The organism is Streptococcus cristatus AS 1.3089 (genome assembly GCF_000385925.1).
Lineage (GTDB): Bacteria > Bacillota > Bacilli > Lactobacillales > Streptococcaceae > Streptococcus > Streptococcus cristatus_B.
In genome coordinates this window covers 1,075,648-1,099,871 of sequence record NC_021175.1, presented here as the reverse complement: position 1 = coordinate 1,099,871, position 24,224 = coordinate 1,075,648, and the positions used below count along the sequence as shown (strand labels likewise).

Genomic DNA, 24,224 nt, shown 5'->3' with positions numbered 1-24,224 from the left:
GCGCTTTTTGGAATGGAGGGCATCTATGAAGTTAGAAATGATAGGCATTAGTAAGAGCTATGGCTCTAAGTCTGTGCTCAAAGATATTTCCTGCGAATTTACTGAGGGAGTTTATGGTTTGCTTGGGGCAAATGGTACGGGTAAGACGACCCTGATGAATATCATTTGTGATCTCATAAAGCCGAGCCAAGGAAGGATAAAGTGTGATGGGGCATCACATACAGAAGAGTATATCCAGTATCTTGGATTCTTGCCACAAGATTTTTCTTATTATCATAACTTTACGGGGCTCGATTTCCTTCTATATATGGCCGCTCTTAAGGGTATGACGAAGAAACAAGCCAGAGTAGAGAGCGATAAGTTTTTGAAACTTACTGGTTTATACGATGTTCGGAAAAAGAAGATTGCTTCCTATTCAGGTGGTATGAAGCAAAGACTGGGCATTGCGCAGGCACTTCTCAATAATCCTAAAATATTGATTTTAGATGAGCCAACAGTGGGACTGGATCCCAAGGAAAGGGTGAAATTCAGAAATATTATCAGTGAGCTATCGGCTGATAAAATCATCCTCTTATCTACCCACATCGTATCGGACGTAGAGGCGATAGCCAAGGAGATCCTAATCTTAAAAGATGGAAATTTTGTGGAAAGAGGTAGTGCTAAGGAACTTCTTTCACTTATCGAGGGGCAAGTTTGGGAATTTCGTGTTTCCGAACGTGAGTGGCAGCGTTTTGCAAGGGATTATGTAATTGTGAATGAGCGGATAGAACCAGACGGTATCGTCTTACGGGTTATTAGCAGTGATAGTCTTGTCGAAGGGGCGCAGCGGGTGATTCCAAGTCTGGAAGATTTGTATATCTATTACTTTAGAGAGGAGGCAAATGGATGATAGCATTAGTTCCTTTTGAATTGAAAAAATTACTAAAAAAGAAGTCAGTTTTAGGTGCAGTACTGGCTATTATACTGGTTTTAGCTGGATTGTTTTATGCAAATTTTTTTAATGATGGGCAGATTAGTGGATCTTCAGCTGATCGAATACATGGGAAACAAGCAGTTGTGATCAAACAAAAGATTGCTGAAGAGCATACTGATTATTTATCTGATGAGTTAATGGATAAAATCGTTAATGACTATGCAGCGAATATGCCCTATTTCAAACAGAATGATTTGTATGATATGTTTTCCTGGTATGCCATTGATCGCCTCGTATCGAATTCTCAAGAAATTTTAACAGATACTTATAAATCTGACGATGTCTTACATTATGACCGGATTAGCCTCAAGTCACAAGAAGAGCTGCAGTCTCATTTCCCTTTAAAAACGTTAAAGCTGGGAAATTTTGCTCCTTGGCATAAGTTGTTTAATACCTTAAATGCAGCTTTTAGTTTAATGGTGGTATTTGTAATCTATATTTGCTGCTCTGTTTTCTCAGGTGATCGAGCAAGAAAGATGGATTCATTGCTTCTAACAACCAAATATGGTCGCAACCAGTTAACAATTGCAAAAATTGTATCTGTTTTTGGAATTGCTACCTTTACATTTGTCCTTGTTAATAGCCTTATTTTGCTAGTGTTTGGGACCTACTTCGGTTGGAGTGGTTGGGATACCAGCGTCCAGATGAATTTGGAATGGATTTCGACCATTTATAATATTTTGCAATTCCCTGTCCATATGAATCTCTTAGAATTGTTGATTCGCCTTATTCTATTCCAGTTTGTTGGTTTACTCTTCATTATTGGTAGGATGGTCCTCATATCTAGTTTGACAAAGTCGCCTTTAGCAACATTTGCAAGTTCTGTAGGGATGTTCTTGGCCCCAGACTTTTTGATGAATATTTTCAGAGATGGTCTGATGAATAAGATACTAACTATTTTTTCAATTTCAACCGATGGAACGGAAGGAATCTTATTGAAACTTTCCAATAGCAAAGGATTTTTCTTCAATGATTTTACCGCAAATGGTGTCAGCGTGATCATTATCCGCCTCTCTCTCACGCTCCTCTGCTGTCTGATGACTTATCGGATTATCCGAAAAAGAGGACTTTAAACTAGCTGTTGTCTATTTTAGTTTATTTTAGAAAAGTAGTTTCGCTTTTCTGATGGAATATACAAGTAAAAAAGAGGTCACTAATATGGAAAAGAAATTGTTTTTTAAAATTTCTCTGCTTATATCTTTTGTGCTAACGGCAGGAGGTCTATTATTAACACTCTGTAATTATTTATTTTTTAATTATCCGTTTTTAAACCAAACTACGGTAGGCCTAATTGTCTCGTTTTTAATGGTTTTGCTTATATTTTTTAGTTCTCATCATAGAAATAAGGATTGATTTTTTGATTACTTGAGAATAAAAAGAAAAAAACTGTTAAAGACATTCTTTGAATTTATCCTTTAAAGGAGTTGATTTTATGACTAATACTAGGCGAGCAGTAGTTGCTACGAGCTTAGGTTTTATCTTATTGTTAGCAGTGGGAATTCTACTGCAGATTCGCTTTGGGAGCATGGTCTTTTTGCTAAGTCTATTCTGTTATGCGGAAGCCTTTATCATCTGGTACGCGAAAAGTAAGTCTAAGTCGCAGATCAGTGGCAGTCGGAGCATTGAACTCTTCTGGCTTTATATCAAGCAGTTGAAAATCTTTTATGTCACAATTTTGTGTCTTGCAATTCCCTTCGTGTCCCTGTCTTCTGAGCCCACTTATGATTTGTTTTTTGTGCTTGGCTTGTTAGTATTTTCGCTCTTAAGCAATTATATCTTTAGCTCTCATGGCATTCGGCCATCTAAGAAAGAGACTGATGTAAAAGATTAATTGTTTTAGCTGTAGTAGTTATCCTGATTGCTGTTTTCTACAAAAGAAAAGAGGCTGGGACAAAAGTCCTAGCCTCTCAATTGTCTTTGGAATGTTGAGCAAGACGCAGTGGTTGAGTGGGCTCTACTACGCTGATTTCATCAGCTTTTTACAGCCCTACTCAACTGTGCGGAGGTGGGACGACGAAATCGAATTCTAACGAATTACCGATTTCTGTCCCACTCTCTTTTGTAAAATGTGCAGGCTTAGTGTGCTACACGTTTGCGAGCGGCTTTCTTACGGTTTTCTTCGATGAAAGCTGCTTTTTGCTCCTCAGGTTCGATGACTTTTTCTTAAAGGCATAGACTGCACCAGCAAGAGCAGCGACGGTACCTGCTACACCTGTAAGAACGCCTTTTCCAAATCCTTTAGCCATGTGATTTCTCCTTTTCTGAACTTTTATTATTTATGTTATAATTAATAGTAACGAAAAATTAAAATTTTTTCAAGGAAAAAAGATGAAAACCAAAATAATTGTGATAGTGGGGCCGACGGCAGTTGGAAAAACGGCTCTGAGTATCGAGGTAGCCAAGCGCTTCAATGGTCAAATCATCAGCGGGGATAGCCAGCAGGTTTATCGTGGCTTGGATATTGGCACGGCTAAGATTCGCCCTGAGGAGCAGGAGGGTATCCCCCATCATCTGCTGGATGTGCGGGAGGTTATAGAAAGCTACTCGGCCTATGATTTTGTGACTGAGGCGTCTCAAGCAATTCGTGAGATTGAGGCTCAAGGTCAGCTTCCCATCATTTGCGGTGGCACAGGGCTCTATATCCAGAGCTTGCTCGAAGGCTATCATCTGGGCGGCTCTGTTTCGCACGAGGAGATTCTGGCCTATCGGTCGCAGCTGGATACTTGGTCAGATGAGGCTTTGTTTGGGAAAATAGCAGAGCTGGGTATCGAGATTCCTCAGATAAATCGGCGCAGGGCTATGAGGGCGCTGGAGATTGCTCATCTAGGAGGTTCGCTAGAAAACAGCCAGCCAGACTATGAGGCCCTGCTGATTTGCCTAGATGATGAGCGAAAACGCCTTTATGACCGAATCAATCAGCGGGTTGATCTGATGATAGAAGCCGGACTTTTAGAAGAAGCCCGTTGTCTGTTTGAGAATGCTCCAACTAGTCAAGCCAGCAAAGGAATCGGCTACAAGGAACTTTTCCCCTACTTTGAAGGTCAGATGAGTCTAGAAGAGGCCGTGGACAAGCTCAAACAGAATACCCGCCGTTTCGCCAAGCGACAGCTGACTTGGTTTCGCAATCGGATGGCCGTGAGCTTTTACCAGGTGGGAAATCCAGACTACAAAGAGCAGGTTATGGAAGACATCAAGAGTTTTTTGGACAAGTAACTGGCTGACCAAGTCTTAGTAAGGATATGAAATGATAGAAACAGAGAAAAAAACAGAGCGTGTCTTTCTGGTCGGTGTGGAACTACCAGACACGGAGAATTTTGACCTATCCATGGAGGAGCTGCAAAGTCTAGCTAAGACTGCTGGAGCTGAGGTAGTCGGCTCCTATAGCCAGAAGCGAGAAAAGTATGATAGCAAGACCTTTGTCGGTTCTGGTAAGTTAGAAGAGATCCGACAGATGGTTGATGCCGAAGAGATTTCGACCGTCATTGTCAATAACCGTCTGACACCTCGGCAAAATGTTAATATAGAAGAAGGCTTGGGGGTCAAGGTCATTGACCGTATGCAGCTGATTTTGGATATTTTTGCCATGAGGGCTAGGAGTCATGAGGGCAAGCTGCAAGTGCATCTAGCCCAGCTCAAGTACCTGCTCCCTCGCTTGGTTGGACAGGGCATTATGCTCAGTCGTCAGGCAGGTGGCATTGGCTCTCGCGGTCCTGGTGAAAGTCAGCTGGAGCTCAATCGACGCAGTGTCCGCAATCAGATTCATGATATTGAACGCCAGCTAAAGGCTGTGGAGAAAAATCGGGCTACCGTTCGTGAAAAGCGGCTAGAGTCCAGCATTTTCAAAATCGGTCTCATCGGTTATACCAATGCTGGCAAGTCTACGATCATGAACTGCTTGACCAGTAAGAGCCAGTATGAGGCGGACGAACTCTTTGCGACGCTGGATGCCACGACTAAGAACATCAACCTCAGTGGCCAGCTCAATGTCACTCTGACAGACACAGTTGGCTTCATTCAGGATTTGCCGACAGAGCTGGTATCTAGCTTTAAATCCACACTGGAAGAGAGTAAAAATGTCGATTTGCTGGTCCATGTTATTGATGCTAGTGACCCTCATCATGAGGAGCATGAAAAGACTGTCCTTGACATCATGAAAGAGCTGGATATGCTGGATATTCCCCGGCTGACTCTCTATAACAAAGCGGATAAGGCAGAGGATTTCACCCCGACCCTGACTCCTTATTCTTTGATTTCGGCTAAGGCGGACAATAGCAGAACTCTTTTGCAGCAAGTCCTGCTGGAGCGGATGAAAGAGCTCTTTTTGCCTTTTACCATCAAGGTAGCGCCGGCTAAGGCCTACAAGATTCATGATTTAGAGAAAGTCGCAATTATCGGACATCGAGAATACATAGACGACGTCGAAGCTATTTCAGGCTGGATTGCCGAGAAAAATAAATGGAAACTGGAAGAATTTTATGACTGATTATATAGATTTGGCCCTGAAATACGGCGGTTTTACTAGCCTAGACAGGGTCTACTTAGAGCAAGTATTGGCTGATCTGACAGAAGAGCAGAAGCGTAGCTTTATCACACCGCCGCCCAGCGTTATCAATGCGTACTTTGCTGAGCTTTATCAAAAGAAAAGTCCAGAAGCCGCTACAGCCTATTTTCTAGAAATTAGCCAAGCGCTGGACTTATGGAATGCGGAGCCTAGCTTTGTGGAAAGCAAGCCTTTTGTCCGCCTCAATCTTTCTGGCAAGTCCTACGGATTTTGCTATGAGAGCGAGGAAATCGGCTTGGTCTTCCCTGAAAACCCAGAGCCGGTAACAGCTGACTTGCTTTTCGAAATCGCCCAAGTCTTTCCACAGTACTTGGTTTACGAAGAAGCTGGGAGAATAAAAATGGCACCTCTCAGACCTGAGTCTCAAGTCGTGGAAAGTCAGGCGCTGACTGCTTTGACCGATTGGCAGCAGCTGGCGGATGGCAGCCAAAGAGTTCTGGGCTACAATCAAGATGAAGTTAATCAGCTAGCCCAGTCCTATGCTGGCAGAAAATACTATCACTCGCAGAATCGCTCTGCCATGATTTATATCATTTAGAAAGAATAACATGCAATTACAATTTTTAGGAACCGGAGCCGGTCAGCCCTCCAAGGCTCGCAATGTGTCCAGTCTTGTCCTCAAGCTTTTGGAGGAAATCAATGAGGTCTGGATGTTTGATTGCGGTGAAGGTACCCAGCACCAGATCTTGGAGACAACGATTAAACCGCGCAAAATCAGCAAGATTTTCATCACGCATCTGCATGGCGATCATATTTTTGGCTTGCCGGGCTTTTTATCCAGTCGCTCCTTTCAGGCTAATGAAGAGCAAACGGATTTGGAAATTTATGGCCCAGTCGGTATCAAGAATTTTGTGATGACAAGCCTGCGCGTGTCTGGTTCCCGTCTGCCTTATCGGATTGATTTTCATGAGTTTGATGAAAACAGTCTGGGCAAGATTCTGGAAACGGACAAGTTCACTGTTTATGCGGATAAGCTAGACCACACGATTTTCTGTGTGGGTTATCGGGTCATGCAGAAAGATTTGGAAGGAACGCTGGATGCGGACAAGCTGCGCGAGGCGGGTGTTCCCTTTGGTCCCCTCTTTGGTAAGGTCAAGAATGGTCAGGATATCGTCCTAGATGATGGGACCAAAATCATCGCGGCTGATTATATCTCAGCCCCTCGACCGGGTAAGACCATTACTATTTTGGGTGACACAAGAAAGACCGATTCAAGTGTTCGCTTGGCTGTGGCGGCAGATGTGCTGGTTCATGAAGCGACCTATGGCAAGGGAGATGAGAAAATGGCTCGTAAACATGGCCATTCGACCAATATGCAAGCTGCAGAAGTAGCCAAGGAAGCCGGTGCCAAGCGTCTCCTGCTCAATCATATCAGTGCTCGCTTTCTAGCTAAGGACATTAGCCAAATGCGCCGCGATGCCAGCGCTGTCTTTGAAAAGGTCCATGTGGTTAAGGACTTGGAAGAGGTGGAGTTATAGTTTTCCAATTTAGGACAGTTTCATTGAGAGAAATATAGGATGGCAGTTGAAAATCGTTTATTGGATAAAGCTGATTGGTATGTTGAGGATGCCTTAACCAACTATCTTCACAGCTACCAATTACAAAATGAGGAATTGACACAAGATGATTACCGAGAGATTCATCGTTGGGCTGCGAATCATATTGGTTTCTTCGTGACTTGGCTAATCCAGCATGACGCAAAGGAAATGATGACTCCTGATGAAGAAACATCACTCCAAAGTGTCAAAGACGAGCATACTTTGGGTGTGGATTATCTTTTAGACTGGTGTGATGGCAAATTGGGAACAATGGATGTCAAAAAGGACTTTCAGGATTTTGTGAACAACTACTATGAACATCAGTACATGAAGGATTATTCTGAATTTGTAGTCAATGACTTGTACGACCTACCTTTGGAATTTTTAGGTAGCTGGGAGGATTATCATCTTTTTGCTCCGGTCATTGATCAAGCTTATGCTGACTATTTAGCTGGAAAAAGATTTCATTGATATTAACAAGACGAAAGGCATAACAATGCGTACCATCATTATTACAGGAGCTAGCGGTGGGCTGGCTCAGGAAATGGTTAAGCTCTTGCCCCATGACCGACTGATTTTGGTTGGAAGGAGCAAGGACAAGCTGGAAAAACTCTATGGAGAAAAAGACAATCTTGACCTAGTGGAGCTGGATATTACAGACAGCTCGGCTTTGGAGAGCTTTGCTGAGCGGATTGACAGCCAGTACGGTCATGTCGATGTCCTAGTCAATAACGCTGGCTATGGGATTTTTGAAGAATTTGACAAAATCAGCTCAAGCGATATCGAGGCCATGTTTGAGGTCAATACCTTTGCCCTGATGAACCTGTCCCGTATCTTTGGAGCTCGCATGAAGCAGGCAGGTCAAGGACATATCGTCAATATCGTTAGTATGGCCGGCCTCATTGCCAGTAGCAAGTCCAGTCTTTACTCAGCGACCAAGTTTGCTGCTATTGGTTTTTCCAATGCCCTGCGTTTGGAGCTTCTGCCTTTTGGGGTCTATGTCACGACAGTTAATCCCGGTCCTATCAAAACAGCCTTTTTCGATCAGGCAGATCCTGATGGTTCCTATGTGAAAGCAGTGGACAAGTATATGCTAGAGCCAGACTTTGTAGCAGGAAAAATTGTCAAATCCTTTGGCAAAAAGAAGCGGGAAATCAATTTACCTGGCATTCTCAATCTAGCCCACAAGCTGTATACACTGTTTCCAAGAATGGCCGACAAGATGGCAGCCAATATGTTTAACTATAAGTGAGGTTTTATGACAGCTAATCTACAAGTTTACAAGGCACATCTGCAGGCACCTTGGGGCAAACTTCAGTATGATATTGTTTTTGCCTTTCTAGAGACGCTGAAGGGCCAGAAAATCCTAGATTTCGGTAGCGGTTTTGGGATTGTGGCTGATTTTCTAGCGGAAAAGAACCAAGTGACCGCCATCGAGCCCAACTCAGAAATGATTGCTGAGCGCAAGCAGGACTTTTCTTATGAGCAATTGCAAGGTAGCTTGGATCTTTTGCAAACCTTACCAGACCAGTCTTTTGATGTCATCGTTTGTCATAATGTCTTAGAGTATGTGTCTGCCCCTGCTCTCTATTTGACAGAATTTTCCCGCCTCTTAAAAAAGGACGGCAAAATTTCTCTGGTCAAGCATCACGAGGTTGGACGCATTATGCATACGGTGGTTTTTGAAAATGATACAGAGAAGGCCCAGCATCTTTTAGCGGGTCAGGAATATCAAACCCACAGCATGGGAGCTGCTAAGGTTTATCAGGTTCAGGAAGTTATCTCAGGCTTGCCATTAGAAGTTGAGGATTATCAGGGAGTACGGATTTTTTACGGGCTGCAATCCAATGACTACAAAACGGCCCCTGACTGGGCTGAAAAGATGCTTGAGATGGAGCTGGCTGTCTGCAACCAATCACCTTATCGGGACATCGCTGCCTTTCAGCATGTTTGGCTGAGCAAGCACTAAATCTATTTATTAACACAATCTTCCTAGGGAGAACTATTTATGGCAGAAAGAAATGTCAGAGAGCCTGAGCAGCCGGTCAACTACGCCATGCTCAGTTTGTTTCAGTATCTGGCTTCAATTTTGGTAATCTTGGTGCATTGTCAGAGGCTTTTTGAGAATGAAGTCCTGCATTTTACTCAGAAAAGTATGTTTGGTCGTATGGCAGTGCCCTTTTTCCTGATTTCATCAGCTTTTATGCTTAAATCCAGCTTGGCTAAGAAGCAGGAAATGAAGCTCTATATTAAGCGTGTTTTGAAGCAGTATCTTTTGTGGAGCGGGATTTATGTTCCTTATGCCTTGGCCTATTTTTGGACCTTGCCACTTCCGAAACATTATGCTCCATTAGCCTTATTGGCTGGGCTTTTGTATATCGGTTTATGCTATCAGCTTTGGTATATTCCTGCCTTTCTCTTAGGTTTGCTGTTGGTCCATTTTTTATATAAGAAATTAGGCCCCAAGAAAACATTTGTCCTTTTACTGGTTCTATATGCCTTAGGTGCCATTGAGACTTATCACGCCTATCTGGCTCCTAGTCTTCTAACAGACTGGTATGATGCTTATGCTAAGCTATTTTTTACTAGCAGAAATGGTCTCTTCTATACGCCTATTTTTATCTATTTAGGCTACTTTCTAGCTGATTATAGACATATAGAGTTATTACACAAAAAATGCAGGATTTTACTTCTGCTATCAAGTCTTTTGCTAGTAGCAGAAGGAGTGCTGATTTACTTCAGGCAGGGATTAGATAAAAACTTTTTCTTTGCTCTTATTCCGTTTAGTTTTTTCTTATTCAATTGGCTGTTAAAAACTAGATGGAAGCAAGAAAAAAACTGGAGACATTTAAAAGACCTAAGTATCTTTTATTTCTTCCTTCATCCCATCTTCATTGAGTTATCTTTTTTTCTTCTTAATTTCCAGCATCTGACCAAGTGGGAAAAGGGCCGTTGGGTCTTCCTTCTGACGATTATCCTGACTCATCTGACTTCAGAATTAGTGATCCGCTGGCGAAGGAAGGGTTAAATTTATCGCTAAAGAATTTGGTATGTTTAAGATGAATAGTTACTATTTCTTTATATCTTGAATATACAATATAAGTGTACAATAAAAACTCATAAGATTTTCTAGTAAAATAGAATTGAACGAACTAGTTACGAAAGAAAATCTTATGAGCTATCACCATTTTATCATAGATGAGCGCGAAAGTATTCTGATTTACCGTACAAAAGGACTAAACTTTTCTCAAATTGGAAAATTACTTCATCGTCATTCTTCCAGCATTAGTCGGGAGTGGAAGCGACATTCAAAATCAGGAAGTTATTCTCCCAACAAAGCACAAGCATCTTATAAACTTGCAAAATCACACTGTGGGCGAAAGAGAAAGCTTGAAATAGATCATCATTTAAGCAATACCGTCGAGCACCTTTTTCTCGATTGCCAATGGTCTCCTAAAGAAATAGAAGGCCGTTTGTGTCTAGAATATGGGAAATCTGTTATTAGTTATCAAACGATTTATAGAGCCATCTATAGCGGTCACTTTGACTACAAGCTTTCACATGGTGCTCGTGGTGTGATTCGCAAACTCCGTCACCGTGGGAAAACACGTCATACGAAAGGTCATGTTGAAAACAGAGGGAAAATTCCTATTTCTCATACCATTCATGAAAGACTCGAAGAAGCAAACAAGCTAACTAGGATTGGTGATTGGGAGGCAGACACGGTTGCAGGGAAAACTGGAAAAGCTTGTTTAGTGACTCTAACTGACCGTTATTCTCGTTTTCTTAAAATCAAGAAGGTAGCTGTTAAGAAAAGCAAACTTGTCATAGAGGCTATGGTGCAAATGTTGGAGCCCTTGCCGAAAAAAAACGTCACTCCCGATAGAGGAAAAGAATTCACGAATCATCAAGACTTGACTGACAAATTAAAGGTAGAGGTCTATTTTCCAGACCCTCATGCGCCATGGCAACGAGGGACTAATGAGAATACCAATGGATTACTACGAGAATATTTTCCCAAAGGGAGTGATTTAGCATTCATTGACGAGCACACCATTCAGTTGTGGGAAGACAAACTAAATAATAGACCATGAAAGTGTCTCAACTGGAAAACTCCTTATGAAGTATTTTATGGTAAAATTGTGCACTTAATTTGACAATTCAAGTCAAATAAAAAGTTGGGCTGAACACTTTTGTATGTCCTTCTACGATTTCAGTGAATTATCTCCTTCAGCTATTCCATAGACTGTAGCTAACTGGATAATTTTTTTTGCCCATTTGCTATGAGGCTTCATTTCATTCATTCTGTTTTCTTTATATCCTTTTGATACACCAATCTGTTGTTGATTCGAATTAAGAATGGTCAGAGCATCTTGGTAGTCTTCTAAACTAACAATGTTATTCTCAGCAATAAGGCTTAGCTGAGAAGGATGGATGCAAGTTTTTCCAATGAATCCATTAAGTTTGTCTAACTCTAGCTCTTTTTTCAATCCATGAGCCCAATTCCCGTCTTGAAATTGGCTATTAAAGTATTCCCATACTGGTCCTGAACAGATATAATCTGCGGAAAAAATATTTAAGATATCTGTTAGACAGTCAGCAATAAGTTTAACATCGTAGATAGTCTGGTGAACATTACGACGAATACCGAAAATATTACTAAAATCAGTTGCTCCCACACGGATATTTAAAACTTTCTCTGTATAGGGTTTTAATAACTCTGATATAAAAAGAAGTTCTTCCATTCGGGTATTCTTTTTCATGATGCTTTCGCTTTCAAGAATTGGCATTATGTAAAATGTTTGATTTGTTCTTTTGCTAAAATTGTCGAAAACTTGAAGGTAGGCAGCAGCAGTAGTGGAATCAAATTTAGGAAAATTAAATCCAGAAACTAATCTAAAAATATCAGGAGAAGAGTGTTCGAGCATCTGATTAAATTGTTTGGAAGAACGGACTCGGATAAAAATTAAAGGAAGCGAATCAAAATCTAACTGGCCAGTTTCCAAGGCTTGATTCAGTTTGTCTAAAGTCTCAAAGAGCTGTGATTCAGCTTGGTGAACAGTTCCATCTCCGATAGAATCTTCTAGATCTAGACAGATTGAGCTACAGCAAGGATGGAGGCCGGCAATGATTTCATCAACTATCTGAGTTCGATGAGCGGGCATATAAAGAAGTCCAGCTATTGCATATTGCAATAAATCTTTAGGGGAATTTTGATTAAATTGGCATCCTTCTTTAAATAGGGGTATAGAATCATAAGTAAATTTCATTCAAATCTTCCATTCAACACTTTTAAGTTTTTGTTCGAGGACTACTGAAAGAATATCCTCAGCGCCTTCTATTCCTTGATTAACTATCATATAGTCATCTTTATTATCGATAAGCTGGTAAACTTCACTGTTCTTTGGTATCATTTTTATATCGCCCAAAGATAAGAATCCAGCATCTAATTTTCCGTCACCCGAAGTAATAAGAAATTCTTCTTTAAGATAGTCTTGTAAAAAAGAAAGAGCGTTTTCTTTAGAAATTTCTTTAGGGATGATGTAAAGTTTAAGCCCTTGAAGAGTGAAAGTCCATTCTAAATTTTTTAAATTTTTTTCAAGACTTGGCAAGATAAACTCTTGAACGATATCCTGATCTTCGGTAACTTTAGTAAAAAAGAATAAATTGTCAACCAAAGATGGAGTTCTAGTTAAGTATTTTTGATATTTAGTTAAAATGTCTAAGATTTTAGGATAATCTAAAGCTTGTATTTGTCGAGTTCTTTCGATGTGTTCCTGCCAGACTTTTAAAGGTTGACCTTTATGCAGAATGATTCCGCCATTAGCAACAACAGCATAAGGGCAGTCTTGTAGGGGGATAATGCGTGAGAACTGCGCTAGCGAGCGAGTTGTAATTGGAACCAAATGGATATCGCAGCGAGTTTTGACTTGAGCCAATAATTCCAATGCTCTATGGCTCATATAGGAGATTTCACGTCCGGCTAGATGTTCTACACAAGACACAGTCTGATAATTTTCAACAAACTTATTAGAATAAATGATGGTTCGATCTAAATCAGTAGCAAAAAGCATAATATTCCTCTCTTTTTTGGGACTGATAGGTGTAAAATTTTAATAGAAAACAAAAATTTCTTTTTTAATTTCAAGCAGTTATATTTAAAGCTTATTAAAGTTAGATTGATTATCTTAAATTTTTGGTCAAACTTAAATGACTTAAGAGAATAAATTTTAGTTATCAAAGTGTGTAATTCATCAAACTATACCAATCTTACTATAAAAGAGCCGATAAGTCTAGTCTTGGAAGCATTTATAAAGAATCTAGTAGATTATTGTCATGGATAAATTTTCCCTGTTCATGAAGTATTCATAGTCACTTCACTAAAAGAGCCGATAAGTAAAGGCTGAAACACTAGTGTTTCAGCCTTTCTATAACTAACATTTATTTTTTGTAAGAGCTTTTCGAATAAAGTCTATAGGAATAATCAGAACAGCAATAGCAAGAGCTACAATATAGTGTTCAATATCCATAGGAACTGTGTTGAAGACCTGCCCACCAAACTGAATGATTAAAGATTGGGCGATAGCAATAGAAATCATAACAATAGAGAACTTTTTGTTTTCCGAAATATGTTCAAAAACATTAAGTCCGGTACTGCGAGTATTGAGGGAATTGAAGATAATCGCATAGATAAATACAGTAAAAGTGAAGGTAGTTACCATTTCAAAGTTTCCGCTTCCATTAGTAATAAAATCTTGAATACCAGCTACATTTTTAAGAATAGCAAGACAAACAATAGTAATGAAAATGCTAGCAACTCCAATAGCAGACTTCATATACTTTGTTAGGATATTAGCTTTTTTAGCCACTGGTTTTTCATTCATATAACGATCTAGGGTAGGTTCTTCACCAAATGCTAAAGCAGCTAGTGTATCCATGATAAGGTTAATCCAAAGGATTTGAATGATTGTAAATGGCTCTTTCAGACCAAAAAGAGGAGAGAGAAGAGACATAGCAATAGTAGTTACATTAACTGTCAGCTGGAAAATAATGAATTTGCTAACTGATTTGCTCATTGTCCGGCCGTAAAGCACAGCTTTTTCGATAGACGTCAAACTATTGTTTAAAATAACAATATCAGAGGCTTCACGGGCAACCTCAGTTCCGTCTCCCATAGAGAAACCAACATCAGCAGCTTTAAGAGCAGGTGAGTCGTTTACTCCATCACCAGTCATACCACAAACCATATCAAGGTCTTGTGCTGCTTCAATTAAGCGCTTCTTATCCATAGGTAAGGCGCGGCTTACTACTTTCATATTAGGGAGTTGCGCTTTTAATTCTTCGTCAGAGAGGTTTTCTAGCTCATCATGAGTTAGGATTAAATCTGTATCACTGGTAACAATTCCAGCTTCTTTAGCAATGGCAATAGCTGTTTCTTTACGGTCTCCTGTAACCATAACTACTTGAACTCCAGCTTTGTTCATTGTTTCAACAGTTTGTTTAATAGAATCTCTTACATTGTCTCGAATACATACAATAGCAATCAAGATTTTATCTGAGCCTTCTTTTTTAAGAATAGCAAGAAGACGCATAGAACGATTAGCCTGTTCCAAAGAGAGTGCAGAGAATTTATCTTTATCAGCTGCAGTAAAAGCAGTCTTATTTCCGTCTTTATCAAGATAGAAATGACAATCGTCTAAAATAAATTCTGGTGCTCCTTTGATGTAAATTTCGCCTGACTTAGTTGTAACACTAGCATATTTTTTAGCAGAATTAAACTGTTCTTTTTCAGCAATAGTGTTTGTATCGAAATCTAAGAGATTACGGTTGATTAGAAAATCTAAAAGAGCACGGTCAGTTGCGTTACTTCCGACAGCTATACCGTCTGCAACATTAGCGTCATTATTCAAACCAATACCATGAATAACTTGCTTGAGTAACTTTTCAGACATACTAGAGAAATCAGCAGCAGAACTCTCATCAGTTGTCTCATAAAGAGTTCCATCGCCAAGGAAGAAATCAACAACAGATAGTTTCCCTTCTGTAATTGTTCCAGTTTTATCGCTAAAAAGGATATTCATATAACCAGCTGTTTCAATAGTATCAGGATGACGAACTAGAATATTCTGAGCTAACAAGCGGCCTGAATTCATAGAAGATACAAGAGCCAGCATCATTGGCAACCCTTCTGGAACAGCCATGATAATGATAGTCACTGCAAAGAGGATTGTTTCAATGACTAATAAGAAAATAGATGAAAGGTTCAAATTATTTGCGGTATTTAAAGCGAGTAAACCAAGAATAAGATTGATGACAGAGTAAGCAGCACCAGCACTGTATCCAAGAACACCAATATTTTCTGCTAGTTTATTCAATTTCTCTTTTGATGGAGAATCTTTTCCATCCTCTTGGAGAGAGGTATTGATGCTTCCAAGAACAGTATGGTCACCAATATCAGTTGCTTCCATAACAGCTTCACCAGATGTTACGACAGTTCCACGGAAAATTTTTAATTCTGTAAAGAGGTCCTGACTATCTGGTTCTACATGATCACCTAAAGCGATTTTTGTAGCATCTTCACTTTCTCCATTCAAGACAGCTTGATTTACCTTTAATTCCCCAGAAAGAATAATACCATCAACAGGAATTTTATCACCAGTTTGAAGTAGAATTTGGTCCCCTTTGACAATATCATCTACTAAAATTTCTTTAAGTTTACCATCACGATAGACTTTAGCATTAGTTTTGCTAGCTTCTTCTTGTAATGTATTGAACTTTTGCTCATTTTGATATTGTGAGATGGCAGAAAATCCTGTTGACAGGAGAATGGCGAAAATTAAGGAAATTGCTTCGTACCAATTTGCCTCGCCAATACCTGGAAAAATCATACCGATAAAATTGAAAATAATTTTGAGACCTAAGGCTGCAAGTAGAATCAAAATCCACTGGTCTTTAAATGATTCAATAAAAATGGAGAGAAGTGAATTGGCTTCTTTACTGGAAAGTTTATTGTCACCATGAGCTGATTTACTTGCTGCAACCTCAGCTGAGCTTAGCCCTTTAAAGTTATTCATTTGGTTTATTTGTCCTTTCTAAAAATAAAGAGGCTGAGACAATAGTGTTCAGTCTCTTTTTCGCATGTCAATAAAACTTGATATGGCTACTGTTTGTCTTTAGCTAAAGAGTGCAGCTATACCATTTAAATCAGCCTGTTTTCCTTCACCGATGGTGTGGAAAGCCCAAGTTGAACCATCTCTTACGAGTTCTGCAAAGACAACAGCTGTATCGGTCGAATAATCATCTTTCAGCTGGAATTTACAAAGTTCAGAATTGTTCTCGACATTAACTAAGCGAACATAGGAATTATTAACCATGCCGAAAGTTTGGCGGCGGGCGATAGCCTGATCGATGGTAATAGCACAAATGATTTTATGGATACTTGGTGAGAGAGTAGCTAAATCCAAACTGATAACTTCATCATCACCATCTCCTGCACCCGTACGGTTATCACCATTTAAGTAAATCCCAGGAGCAGTTTTGTTATTATAAAAAATGACATCACTAGCAGAAGTAATTTTACCTGCTTCATTTAATAGGAAAGCAGAAATATCAAGGTCAAAATCGGCACCGCCGGCAGAGATATCCCAACCAGCGCATAAGTCAACTTTTGTAAGGCCTGGAGCAGCTTTAGCTAAGTCCAGGATAGTATTTTTTTCTAAATCAAGAGATACACCTCCCGTTGTAGGAGCAACTTCAGTGGGTGTTGGAGTAGGGTTGGCAGGTCCGCCAAGTGAGGTGAAATTAATAGCCATGAGAGATTCCTTTCTGATTAACGGTAAGATTTTTCAATGTCTTGGATTGAAGCGTTTAGGTATTCTCCAACTGCTTTGAAAGTCCAACCATTGACAGTGCGTGTAAGTTCAGCAAATTTAACGGCCGTCGCTTTACCACCATCTTCTGATAAATTGAAGCGAGCGATTTCTTTTTCAGGACGTTGTGCCTGATCAACTAAACGAACGTAGGCATTCTTTACTTGGCCAAAATATTGTTTGCGATTTTTACCGGAATAGATAACAACTGCTACAACGATTTGAGCCACATCTGGATGAATATTATTGAAATTCACAAACATGTTTTCATCATCACCGTCACCAGCACCAGTAAGGTTATCATGATCTAACTGAATACCTTGAGATTTCTTTTTACCGAAATAGACAAGACCATTAACTGAACGGGTCAAATGACCAGAAGCATCAAGAAGGAAGGCGCAAAGATCAAGGTCGAAGTCGGAGCCAAAGAAACTTGTCTTAACATCCCATCCTGCTGATACTCGGATATTTTCTAAAGAGAAATCCGTTTTAGAAAGATTAAGGAAGTCATTTTTTGCAAGGTTAAGCATGCCTCCTTTATTTAAATCAAGTGTAACTTCGCGCCCTTCCGTACTGGCAGTTTGAATAGGTGTGTTAGCAGCAGGAGCTTGAGTTTGTTGCTCATCTCCACCGAATAATTTACCAAAAAGTCCCATAATATTTTCCTTTCTATTTTCTTAATTACATATAGCGAGACAAGAGTTGGTTGAGGTCAGCGATAGCTCCCTCACCGATTGCTTCAAAGGCCCAGCCATTAGCTGTCCGACTAAGGGAACAAGCTGTTACAGAAGTATCAGCAGAATAACTGTCACTCAATTCATAGCGGCAGATTTCCTGTTCGTTATTATCGGCATCTAGGAGGCGGACGAAAGCATTTTTAATCATGCCAAAAGTCTGACGTTTAGTGACTGCATCAAAAATAGTAATGAAGAAGACAATTTTCTTAATTCGAGGTTCAATTGCATCAAGATTAATTTGGATTCGTTCATCGTCGCCTTCGCCTTCTCCAGTACGGTTATCACCTTCAAGACGAATTCCAGCTGCAGACATATTATTGAAGAAAATAACATCATTTGGTACTTGTGCAACGCGGCCGTTTTCTTCAACTAAGAAGGCAGCTAAGTCAAGGTCAGCAGTGGGTCCAGCAACAGCCATATCCCATCCGCCACCTAGAATACAATTTTTTAATGCAGGAGCCTGCTTTGTTAAATCTAAAACGCTCCCTTTAGAGAGGTTAAGAGGAGCAGCAGAGCTGCCAGAGTTTAAATGAGTGAAATCCATATAGATATTCCTTTCTGAATCATAATATTTTTAAAACTCTTTAGCTTAAGGGAAGCCAAGTAAGAGTTTTTGCTACCATATCTTAAGTGATATCAATGACCGCTTATAAAACCTTTTTCAGCCATGTCAGATTTTATATGTTCTAACTCAATAGAATCACTTTTTCGTTTTTCAGCAATTTGATTATTGATCTGCTTGGTTTCTTCAATTCCTTTTTTGATTGTCTCATAAGTTGTACGAAGAGTCTCCATTTGAATAGAGCTTCCACCAGCCATACGAGCAATATTAACAGATTGATTAGCAGTATTTTGTGCATTACGAATTAGAAGTTCATTGGTTTTTTCATCCAATTGTTTGATAGACTTAGCTTGAATTTCCTGTCTTTTTAATTGAATAGCTTGAACCAAACATTGCTTGAAGATTGGCAATGTGATAATAAAGGAAGAATTGATTTTCCGCATCAGATTAAAGTTAGACATTTGCATGGTCTGAATCATAGGACAGGTTTGCATGGCCACGTTTTCAGCAATTTGCAAGTCATAAGTTCGTTGAGCGAGCATGTCTTTAATCATGCTCAGTTTTTGCTGTTGAGTTTGTTTTTCTTGTTCTGTCATATCCGTGCGAGCTAAGACCTGCTTACTGTACGCTTCAATTTCTTCTTGAGCGATCTCACCAGCAACAATATATTTTTCTAATTCTTCATAGTAGGCCACATTCGTTTTATATTGTTTTTCTAAATTTTCTTGGGTTTGGTGAATCTGAACTTCATATTGCTTCAATATGGTATAAATCTGATCAACTTCTTTACCCATATCTTCATATTTAGCAAAAAGTTTATCAATATTATTCCTTATTTTACCAAATAATTTTTGCAGAGCAGATGCTTTTTCTGGATTTTCAATTTCTTTAATATCGAATTTATCCATGATTTTAGTGAGTTGGACGAGCATTCGAGAAGCTTCCTCTGCATCTACTCTCCGCATAGAAGATAGTAGAGCATCAGATATTTGAGAAATCCCTTCACTCGGTTTTTGACCGAAAGCCATAATTGAGTTGACATTAGTAATATCAATCTCATTGGTGAGGTTCTGAACCTCAGGCAGTGATCTCAGCTTCTGCTTATAGGCTAAATTGTCAGCTAGGACTTCTGGTTTAGCAAGTTCAAGTTCAGTTGATTCAATCTCTTGGGGAGTCGAATCAAAACTTCCTGTGTTGATAGGCATATTGTTTTCCTTTCTTTAATTAAAAAGTTTACTGAAGAAATTTTGTTTTTTCTGCTTTCGTTGAATAGCTTGAAAACTTTGCTCATAGTTTATAACATCTAATCTGATAGTGTTAAAGTACTCTGCATTAATATAAGAGTTCAGATCAGATAAGCCGGCAGGTGAAAAAATGATGATGTCAAAACCAATTTTTCCAAGATAGGCAAGGACATAGCAAGTATTTTTTGATAACTGAGTTTCGCCTTCCAAGAAAAATACAATCTTGGGTATAAAGCCAGTAAAATCAAAGCTATCTATGAGTCGAATTACTCTTTTATCCAACTGTAGAATCAACAATGCAAAGTTTAATATTTCTTCTTTGGATACTGTCAATGGTTGTTTGAATAGTCGAGTATCAGCAATGGTTTCGTTAATCTTATTGAGAAGGAATTTTTCTGTTTCATCGTTATAAGGAGCATAGCGATAGAATGGGAGCTTCATAATCTCCTCAATATCAAAACTTCCATTACTGAGTTGACAAAACATAAGCTGATACTTATCGGAATCATTAATTTCGTGAGTAATCAGTTCATCACCATTGGATGTTAAAACGAGCGTATTGTCAGACGAAGAGCAGATATTGACCAAGCGGGCATACTTGTCAATTGGATTATATTCTCCCTCTATTTCAAAAAAGAAATGTGGGACATAGACTGTTTTCTCAACGGTCCTAAATCCATTCCGAACTTTTGCAGGTGCGTTCCAATTTTGTTCTACATCAATTAAAGTTGAATTGAAAAAAATGGGGCTTGTCGTTCCATTTCGGAACTGCCAAGGCCTATAAATGCCAGAATTTGTAAATAACTGTTCTTCAATTTGTGTTTCTATATCCAGTGTAATTGAACGATTTTCCTCTATAATCTGTCCATTTTTAGCTCTTTCTGTCCAACTTTGGATAGGCAGGATTTGAGTGTTTTTATGGACAGTACTGATTTGATCAGAGTCAACTTGAGCAAAATTTTCATCATCTTTTAGTGGATTGATATAAATGACATCAAATCCAAAGCGATTTAGTAACAGCAAGAAATATATATCGTGTCTTGAAATACTACCATAGTAGATGCACTTGTTTGTAAGGTAATCTCTATCTTGATAGGATAAGCTAAAAATATGTAAGTATGCATAGAGTAGCATTTTGCATATAAAATTATTTCTCACGCTGTTATTCAGGAAATTTTCTTGACGGATAGCAAGGTTTGTTATATATTCAAGAGAAATCAGAAATTGGTGATTGAGCTCTGCATCTTCAAAGAGTGTAATATCCTGACTGGCTATTTGACTAACTTCCATTGAAGCAAGCTCGTTTTTTATGCTGTTAATGAAATCAAAATCTGCATCCATTGGGATTTGGCCGTCAAAGTAAATAGTGTGAGTTGAATCCTCTTGAGCTTTTACCAAAATAGTTTTTAATACACTATCATATTTACTTTGATTTTCAACCCCGATATATCGTGTAAAAACAGGAGCGAAAGTGGCTTGTATTCCTTTTCGTTCTGTGATTGAACGCCAAAGTTCAAAGGGCAGATTTTGCAGACTGGTCGACATGAAATATACCTGCTTTCTACGATTATAATGTCACATCTTTTGTCTTCTTTGTATAAAAGTTAAACGAAGAGTGCAGATGGTTTGCTTTGTACCTCCTAAATCACTGGAGATAGCTTATTAAAGTCTGCTCTCCCCTGCTTTATAGATACCATTGTATATTTATAAAATGGTCTTTGTCAAGAGATAAACTATAAATCAGCGACTTCCTTTATAATGCCACAAACATTATATTTCTGTAAGTTGACATATTCGATTGGGATCTGCTTTTCTTCACATAATTGAAGGATATGTTTAAGGTATTTTTGATTAGCCTTTTCTCGAATTAATACCCTGTCTGGAAGGCGCCTAAGCAGAACTCTAGTTGTCTCACCAACTCCTGGTTTTATTTTATTGATATCACTAATGTTGTAGGATTGGGCGATTTTCTTAACTTCGTCCAATCCTTTGAAATCCTCATTGAGCTCTTCTTGTGAAGGATTAAAATAATCTAATTGAACTTGGTCAAAATAGGATTGCACTTTATCTAAGAATTCCAATGAATGGTCGTAAGCTTCGTTTTCTGCATAATAAACGGCTCCGTGAAGCTCGTCGTCACTCATTTCTTTTAATTTGACCGTCCTGCTGACGAGGCCGCTGACAGTAGCATTTAAGCAAGCGCTAGGGATTAAAAAGTCCTGACGAGTACCATAAAGCGGTGTTACCGAAGCTGGATCACTGAGTACAGCTAGAGTAGGATCAAGTTCGGAAAAGAGTTTATTTTCCTCTGCTAACCTCTGGCAGGCTTCTTCTAGGACAGTATTTATTGCTCCTTTTCCAACCCAACCATCCACGAATTGAATATCTTTAGGATGGTGCTTGTTGGCTATAATATTCATGGCAGCTATGTCAATCCCTTTACCTCTAATGATAGAAATACTATAATGTGGCACATCAAGCTGATACTTATAGTGAAGGTACCTTTTTATTAGAATACCTATAGGAGTCCCTGCCCTTGCTAAGGAAACTAAAACAAGATTTTCTCCTTTTTTCTTGAAAATCTTTTCAGAAAGACTTGCTATAGCGTTAGCAGTCTCAAAAGAAAGAGTTGCGAGGCTTTCTTGATAGATTTTCATATAGCGCTCTGTTGGGGCATATTCTAGAGGTAGCATTTCGGAATAGTGAACGCCCTGTTGATTTAACTTTTCTCTTTCAGCAGTGTCTAATACAGGAACCTTTCCACGCACATCTTGTAAGAGGATGGTTACATCGGATTCAGGGTAACTAGTTTTTACTAAATTCATAAAAGCCTTTCTTATTGTTTAACAAAAATTAATGTTTGCTTACTAAAGGGCTGCAGTTTATTTTGAAGAGCTGTTCGAAATGCATCAGTCATAACCTCATAGACGATGATAATTTGGTCATAATGACGTTCAATATCATAAAGGAAAGTCATTCTATTCGTTTCGTAAGCACTGGCCAAAGCTATGCCGTTATGGAAAAGATAGTTGTCTTCACTGGAGAGGGAAATAGGACTTCTTGTGGTGGAGCGAACCTCTGCATCAAGTTCTTGGGCTAGTCTAATTGGTAACCACATGTTTTCCTCAGTTCCAATGACGGCTATTGTTTCTTCTTTAGATTTCCGAGAGACTTGCGAAGTCAATCGATTTAGAGCAGTTTCTTGGAAGACTAAAAACTCTTCTTTAGTGAGACCTGTTCGAGGATTGAGGTTGTCAGATAAATGATAGTGAACGTCTGAAGTTAGTCTTGGTTTTTCCAGTGTTGTTTCTTTCAGCTCTATGAGAGGAGTATTATCTCTCATTTTACCACTGACTAGGTATATTCTTTTGATTCCTTTTTCTTGAAAAATCTTACGATTCTTTGTATTTTGCCAGTTTAATATAGAAGCGGCTGCAAAAGAAATACCGTCTTTAATTTTTTGAAATTTTTCAATAAAGTTAACAATTGTATTTCCTGTTGTTATTTCATCTTCGATAAACAAAACAGTATCGTAGTCAGGAATATCTGATCTGTAATATAGTTTTTGTGTGCTTGCATGTGAATGTTCTTCTTCGAAAGAGATATTTTGGATATCCGTATTAATGCTTTCTCGAGTAGTCTGTAAATAAAAGACAGTTTTCAGATCTTTATTTTCCAAGGCCATATGCATGATTGCCTGGGCGATTCCAGTAGCCGTCTCAGAAAACCCAACAACCAAAATACGCTTGTCAGAAGGAATTTGCCTTTTTATTTCTCGATAGAGTTCGTAAAATAGCTGCAGCGTGTTATGGGCTTTAACAGGATAATGCTTAGCTTGATATTTATTAACAAATAAATAGTCTCGATTGGGATTATTATTTCGCTTGCAAATAGCAACCATATCATTGATAACGAAGGAACTCTTATTTTCTTCTATATTAACAAAATCTTCTACTTTTAAAAGATAGGTCATTATTATTCCTTTCAAAGTTTGCAATTAATTAACCTTTATTGTCTTAGTATATCACTAATTATTTCAACTGTCATTTTTATATTTCAGACAAATCTTGACAATCATATTGAGGATATTGTGATATAATAATAAAAACATTTCAAAAGAATTTTCCCTATGTTTGAACGTCTACAACAGCAGCTGGCTTTTACCAATGAGCTGGAAAAGCTGAAAGCCACTCATCGCAACAATCGGACCTTGTATGCCTATCGTTTTGAGAATTCTGCGGAGCATAGTTGGCAGGGAGCGCCTATGGCGCTAGTCTTTCGAGAATATATCCCCTAAGAAGTCAATCTGGAAAAAGTCTTGTCTATGTTATTGATTCATGATTTGGGCGAAATATACGCTGGCGATACCTTTATCTTTGACGACGTGGGCAAGAGCGATTCTTACGATAGAGAGCTTGAGTCCTTGAGAATTAGTTTAGACAAGCTGCCGTCAGATCAGCAGGATTCCTTTTTAGAGCTTTGGCAGGAATTTGAGACCGGCAATAGCATAGAAGCTAAATATGCCCGAGTGATGGATGCTTTGGTCCCCCTACTCAATCACTTGGAAGTCGCTCAGCCTCATGACAACCCTCATGGACTGACCAAGTCTCAGGTCATCACTAAGAAATCCTTTATCAAAGAAACCTCTGAAGCTCTTTGGGAATTGGCTCAGGAAATTATTGACCAAAGCGTTGCTAAGGGGCTGTACTTAGATGAGTGAGCTTGAGGGCCTTGCTCGTA

General features: G+C 39.1%; 21 protein-coding genes and 3 pseudogenes. 13 read left to right on the top strand and 11 right to left on the bottom strand.

Annotated features, from left to right (window positions below):
* The first annotated feature begins 25 nt into the window (after positions 1–25).
* The 3 genes from I872_RS05490 (at position 26) to I872_RS05475 (ending at position 2,804) form a co-directional block, all read left to right on the top strand.
* Complete coding sequence (locus I872_RS05490) at positions 26–889, top strand: ABC transporter ATP-binding protein (RefSeq protein WP_015605154.1); 864 nt, start codon at positions 26–28, stop codon at positions 887–889.
* The gene (locus tag I872_RS05485; RefSeq protein ID WP_015605153.1) at positions 886–2,046 is read left to right on the top strand and encodes an ABC transporter permease subunit; all 1,161 of its coding nucleotides are present in this window, start codon (positions 886–888) and stop codon (positions 2,044–2,046) included. Before I872_RS05490 ends, I872_RS05485 begins: the two co-directional genes overlap by 4 nt.
* Before the next feature lie 359 nt (positions 2,047–2,405).
* The gene (locus I872_RS05475) at positions 2,406–2,804 is read left to right on the top strand and encodes a hypothetical protein (protein ID WP_015605151.1); all 399 of its coding nucleotides are present in this window, start codon (positions 2,406–2,408) and stop codon (positions 2,802–2,804) included.
* A 245-nt stretch (positions 2,805–3,049) separates the two neighbouring features.
* On the opposite strand, the pseudogene I872_RS10920 reads toward I872_RS05475, so the two are convergent.
* A pseudogene (locus I872_RS10920) lies at positions 3,050–3,219 on the bottom strand (DUF3042 family protein).
* A gap of 82 nt (positions 3,220–3,301) precedes the next feature.
* Here I872_RS10920 and miaA point away from each other — a divergent pair.
* The 9 genes and pseudogenes from miaA (at position 3,302) to I872_RS05430 (ending at position 11,229) form a co-directional block, all read left to right on the top strand.
* Positions 3,302–4,186 carry a tRNA (adenosine(37)-N6)-dimethylallyltransferase MiaA gene (miaA, locus tag I872_RS05470; RefSeq protein ID WP_015605149.1) on the top strand — a complete coding sequence of 295 codons (885 nt, stop codon included), beginning with the start codon at positions 3,302–3,304 and terminating at the stop codon, positions 4,184–4,186.
* A gap of 31 nt (positions 4,187–4,217) precedes the next feature.
* Complete coding sequence (gene hflX / locus I872_RS05465) at positions 4,218–5,456, top strand: GTPase HflX (RefSeq protein WP_015605148.1); 1,239 nt, start codon at positions 4,218–4,220, stop codon at positions 5,454–5,456.
* Positions 5,449–6,072 carry a hypothetical protein gene (locus tag I872_RS05460; RefSeq protein WP_015605147.1) on the top strand — a complete coding sequence of 208 codons (624 nt, stop codon included), beginning with the start codon at positions 5,449–5,451 and terminating at the stop codon, positions 6,070–6,072. The genes hflX and I872_RS05460 overlap by 8 nt, the downstream gene beginning before the upstream one ends.
* A 10-nt stretch (positions 6,073–6,082) precedes the next feature.
* Positions 6,083–7,012: a ribonuclease Z gene (gene rnz, locus I872_RS05455; RefSeq protein ID WP_015605146.1), complete on the top strand. Its 930-nt coding sequence runs from the start codon at positions 6,083–6,085 to the stop codon at positions 7,010–7,012.
* Between the two features lie 39 nt (positions 7,013–7,051).
* Positions 7,052–7,543 carry a DUF7832 domain-containing protein gene (locus I872_RS05450; protein WP_015605145.1) on the top strand — a complete coding sequence of 164 codons (492 nt, stop codon included), beginning with the start codon at positions 7,052–7,054 and terminating at the stop codon, positions 7,541–7,543.
* Between the two features lie 25 nt (positions 7,544–7,568).
* A complete protein-coding gene (locus tag I872_RS05445; RefSeq protein WP_015605144.1) occupies positions 7,569–8,324 on the top strand; it encodes an SDR family NAD(P)-dependent oxidoreductase in 756 nt (251 codons plus the stop codon).
* Between the two features lie 6 nt (positions 8,325–8,330).
* The gene (locus tag I872_RS05440; RefSeq protein WP_015605143.1) at positions 8,331–9,041 is read left to right on the top strand and encodes a class I SAM-dependent methyltransferase; all 711 of its coding nucleotides are present in this window, start codon (positions 8,331–8,333) and stop codon (positions 9,039–9,041) included.
* A gap of 39 nt (positions 9,042–9,080) precedes the next feature.
* Positions 9,081–10,100 (top strand): acyltransferase family protein, encoded by a 1,020-nt coding sequence (locus I872_RS05435; RefSeq protein WP_015605142.1) that lies wholly within the window; start codon positions 9,081–9,083, stop codon positions 10,098–10,100.
* A 145-nt stretch (positions 10,101–10,245) separates the two neighbouring features.
* Positions 10,246–11,229: pseudogene (locus I872_RS05430) on the top strand (IS30 family transposase).
* A gap of 48 nt (positions 11,230–11,277) precedes the next feature.
* Here I872_RS05430 and I872_RS05425 read toward each other — a convergent pair.
* From I872_RS05425 to I872_RS05380, 10 genes are all read right to left on the bottom strand, one after another.
* Positions 11,278–12,342, bottom strand: a complete 1,065-nt coding sequence (locus tag I872_RS05425; RefSeq protein ID WP_015605140.1) for an HpcH/HpaI aldolase/citrate lyase family protein — start codon at positions 12,340–12,342, stop codon at positions 11,278–11,280.
* The gene (locus I872_RS05420; RefSeq protein WP_015605139.1) at positions 12,343–13,146 is read right to left on the bottom strand and encodes an HAD family hydrolase; all 804 of its coding nucleotides are present in this window, start codon (positions 13,144–13,146) and stop codon (positions 12,343–12,345) included.
* 360 nt (positions 13,147–13,506) lie between these two features.
* Positions 13,507–16,146 (bottom strand): calcium-translocating P-type ATPase, PMCA-type, encoded by a 2,640-nt coding sequence (locus tag I872_RS05415; protein ID WP_015605138.1) that lies wholly within the window; start codon positions 16,144–16,146, stop codon positions 13,507–13,509.
* Between the two features lie 99 nt (positions 16,147–16,245).
* Positions 16,246–16,884: a TerD family protein gene (locus tag I872_RS05410; RefSeq protein ID WP_015605137.1), complete on the bottom strand. Its 639-nt coding sequence runs from the start codon at positions 16,882–16,884 to the stop codon at positions 16,246–16,248.
* Between the two features lie 17 nt (positions 16,885–16,901).
* A complete protein-coding gene (locus tag I872_RS05405) occupies positions 16,902–17,597 on the bottom strand; it encodes a TerD family protein (protein ID WP_015605136.1) in 696 nt (231 codons plus the stop codon).
* Between the two features lie 25 nt (positions 17,598–17,622).
* On the bottom strand, positions 17,623–18,222 hold the full coding sequence (locus tag I872_RS05400) for a TerD family protein (protein WP_015605135.1): 600 nt from the start codon (positions 18,220–18,222) through the stop codon (positions 17,623–17,625).
* 92 nt (positions 18,223–18,314) lie between these two features.
* A complete protein-coding gene (locus tag I872_RS05395) occupies positions 18,315–19,445 on the bottom strand; it encodes a toxic anion resistance protein (RefSeq protein ID WP_015605134.1) in 1,131 nt (376 codons plus the stop codon).
* A 15-nt stretch (positions 19,446–19,460) separates the two neighbouring features.
* A complete protein-coding gene (locus I872_RS05390; protein ID WP_015605133.1) occupies positions 19,461–21,029 on the bottom strand; it encodes a YceG family protein in 1,569 nt (522 codons plus the stop codon).
* 188 nt (positions 21,030–21,217) lie between these two features.
* A complete protein-coding gene (locus tag I872_RS05385; protein WP_015605132.1) occupies positions 21,218–22,309 on the bottom strand; it encodes a cysteine protease StiP family protein in 1,092 nt (363 codons plus the stop codon).
* An 11-nt stretch (positions 22,310–22,320) separates the two neighbouring features.
* Entirely contained in the window at positions 22,321–23,457 is a 1,137-nt protein-coding gene (locus I872_RS05380; protein WP_015605131.1) for a phosphoribosyltransferase domain-containing protein, read from the bottom strand.
* Between the two features lie 156 nt (positions 23,458–23,613).
* On the opposite strand from I872_RS05380, the pseudogene I872_RS05375 reads away from it, so the two are divergent.
* Positions 23,614–24,204, top strand: a pseudogene (locus I872_RS05375) (HD domain-containing protein).
* Positions 24,205–24,224 lie beyond the last annotated feature (20 nt).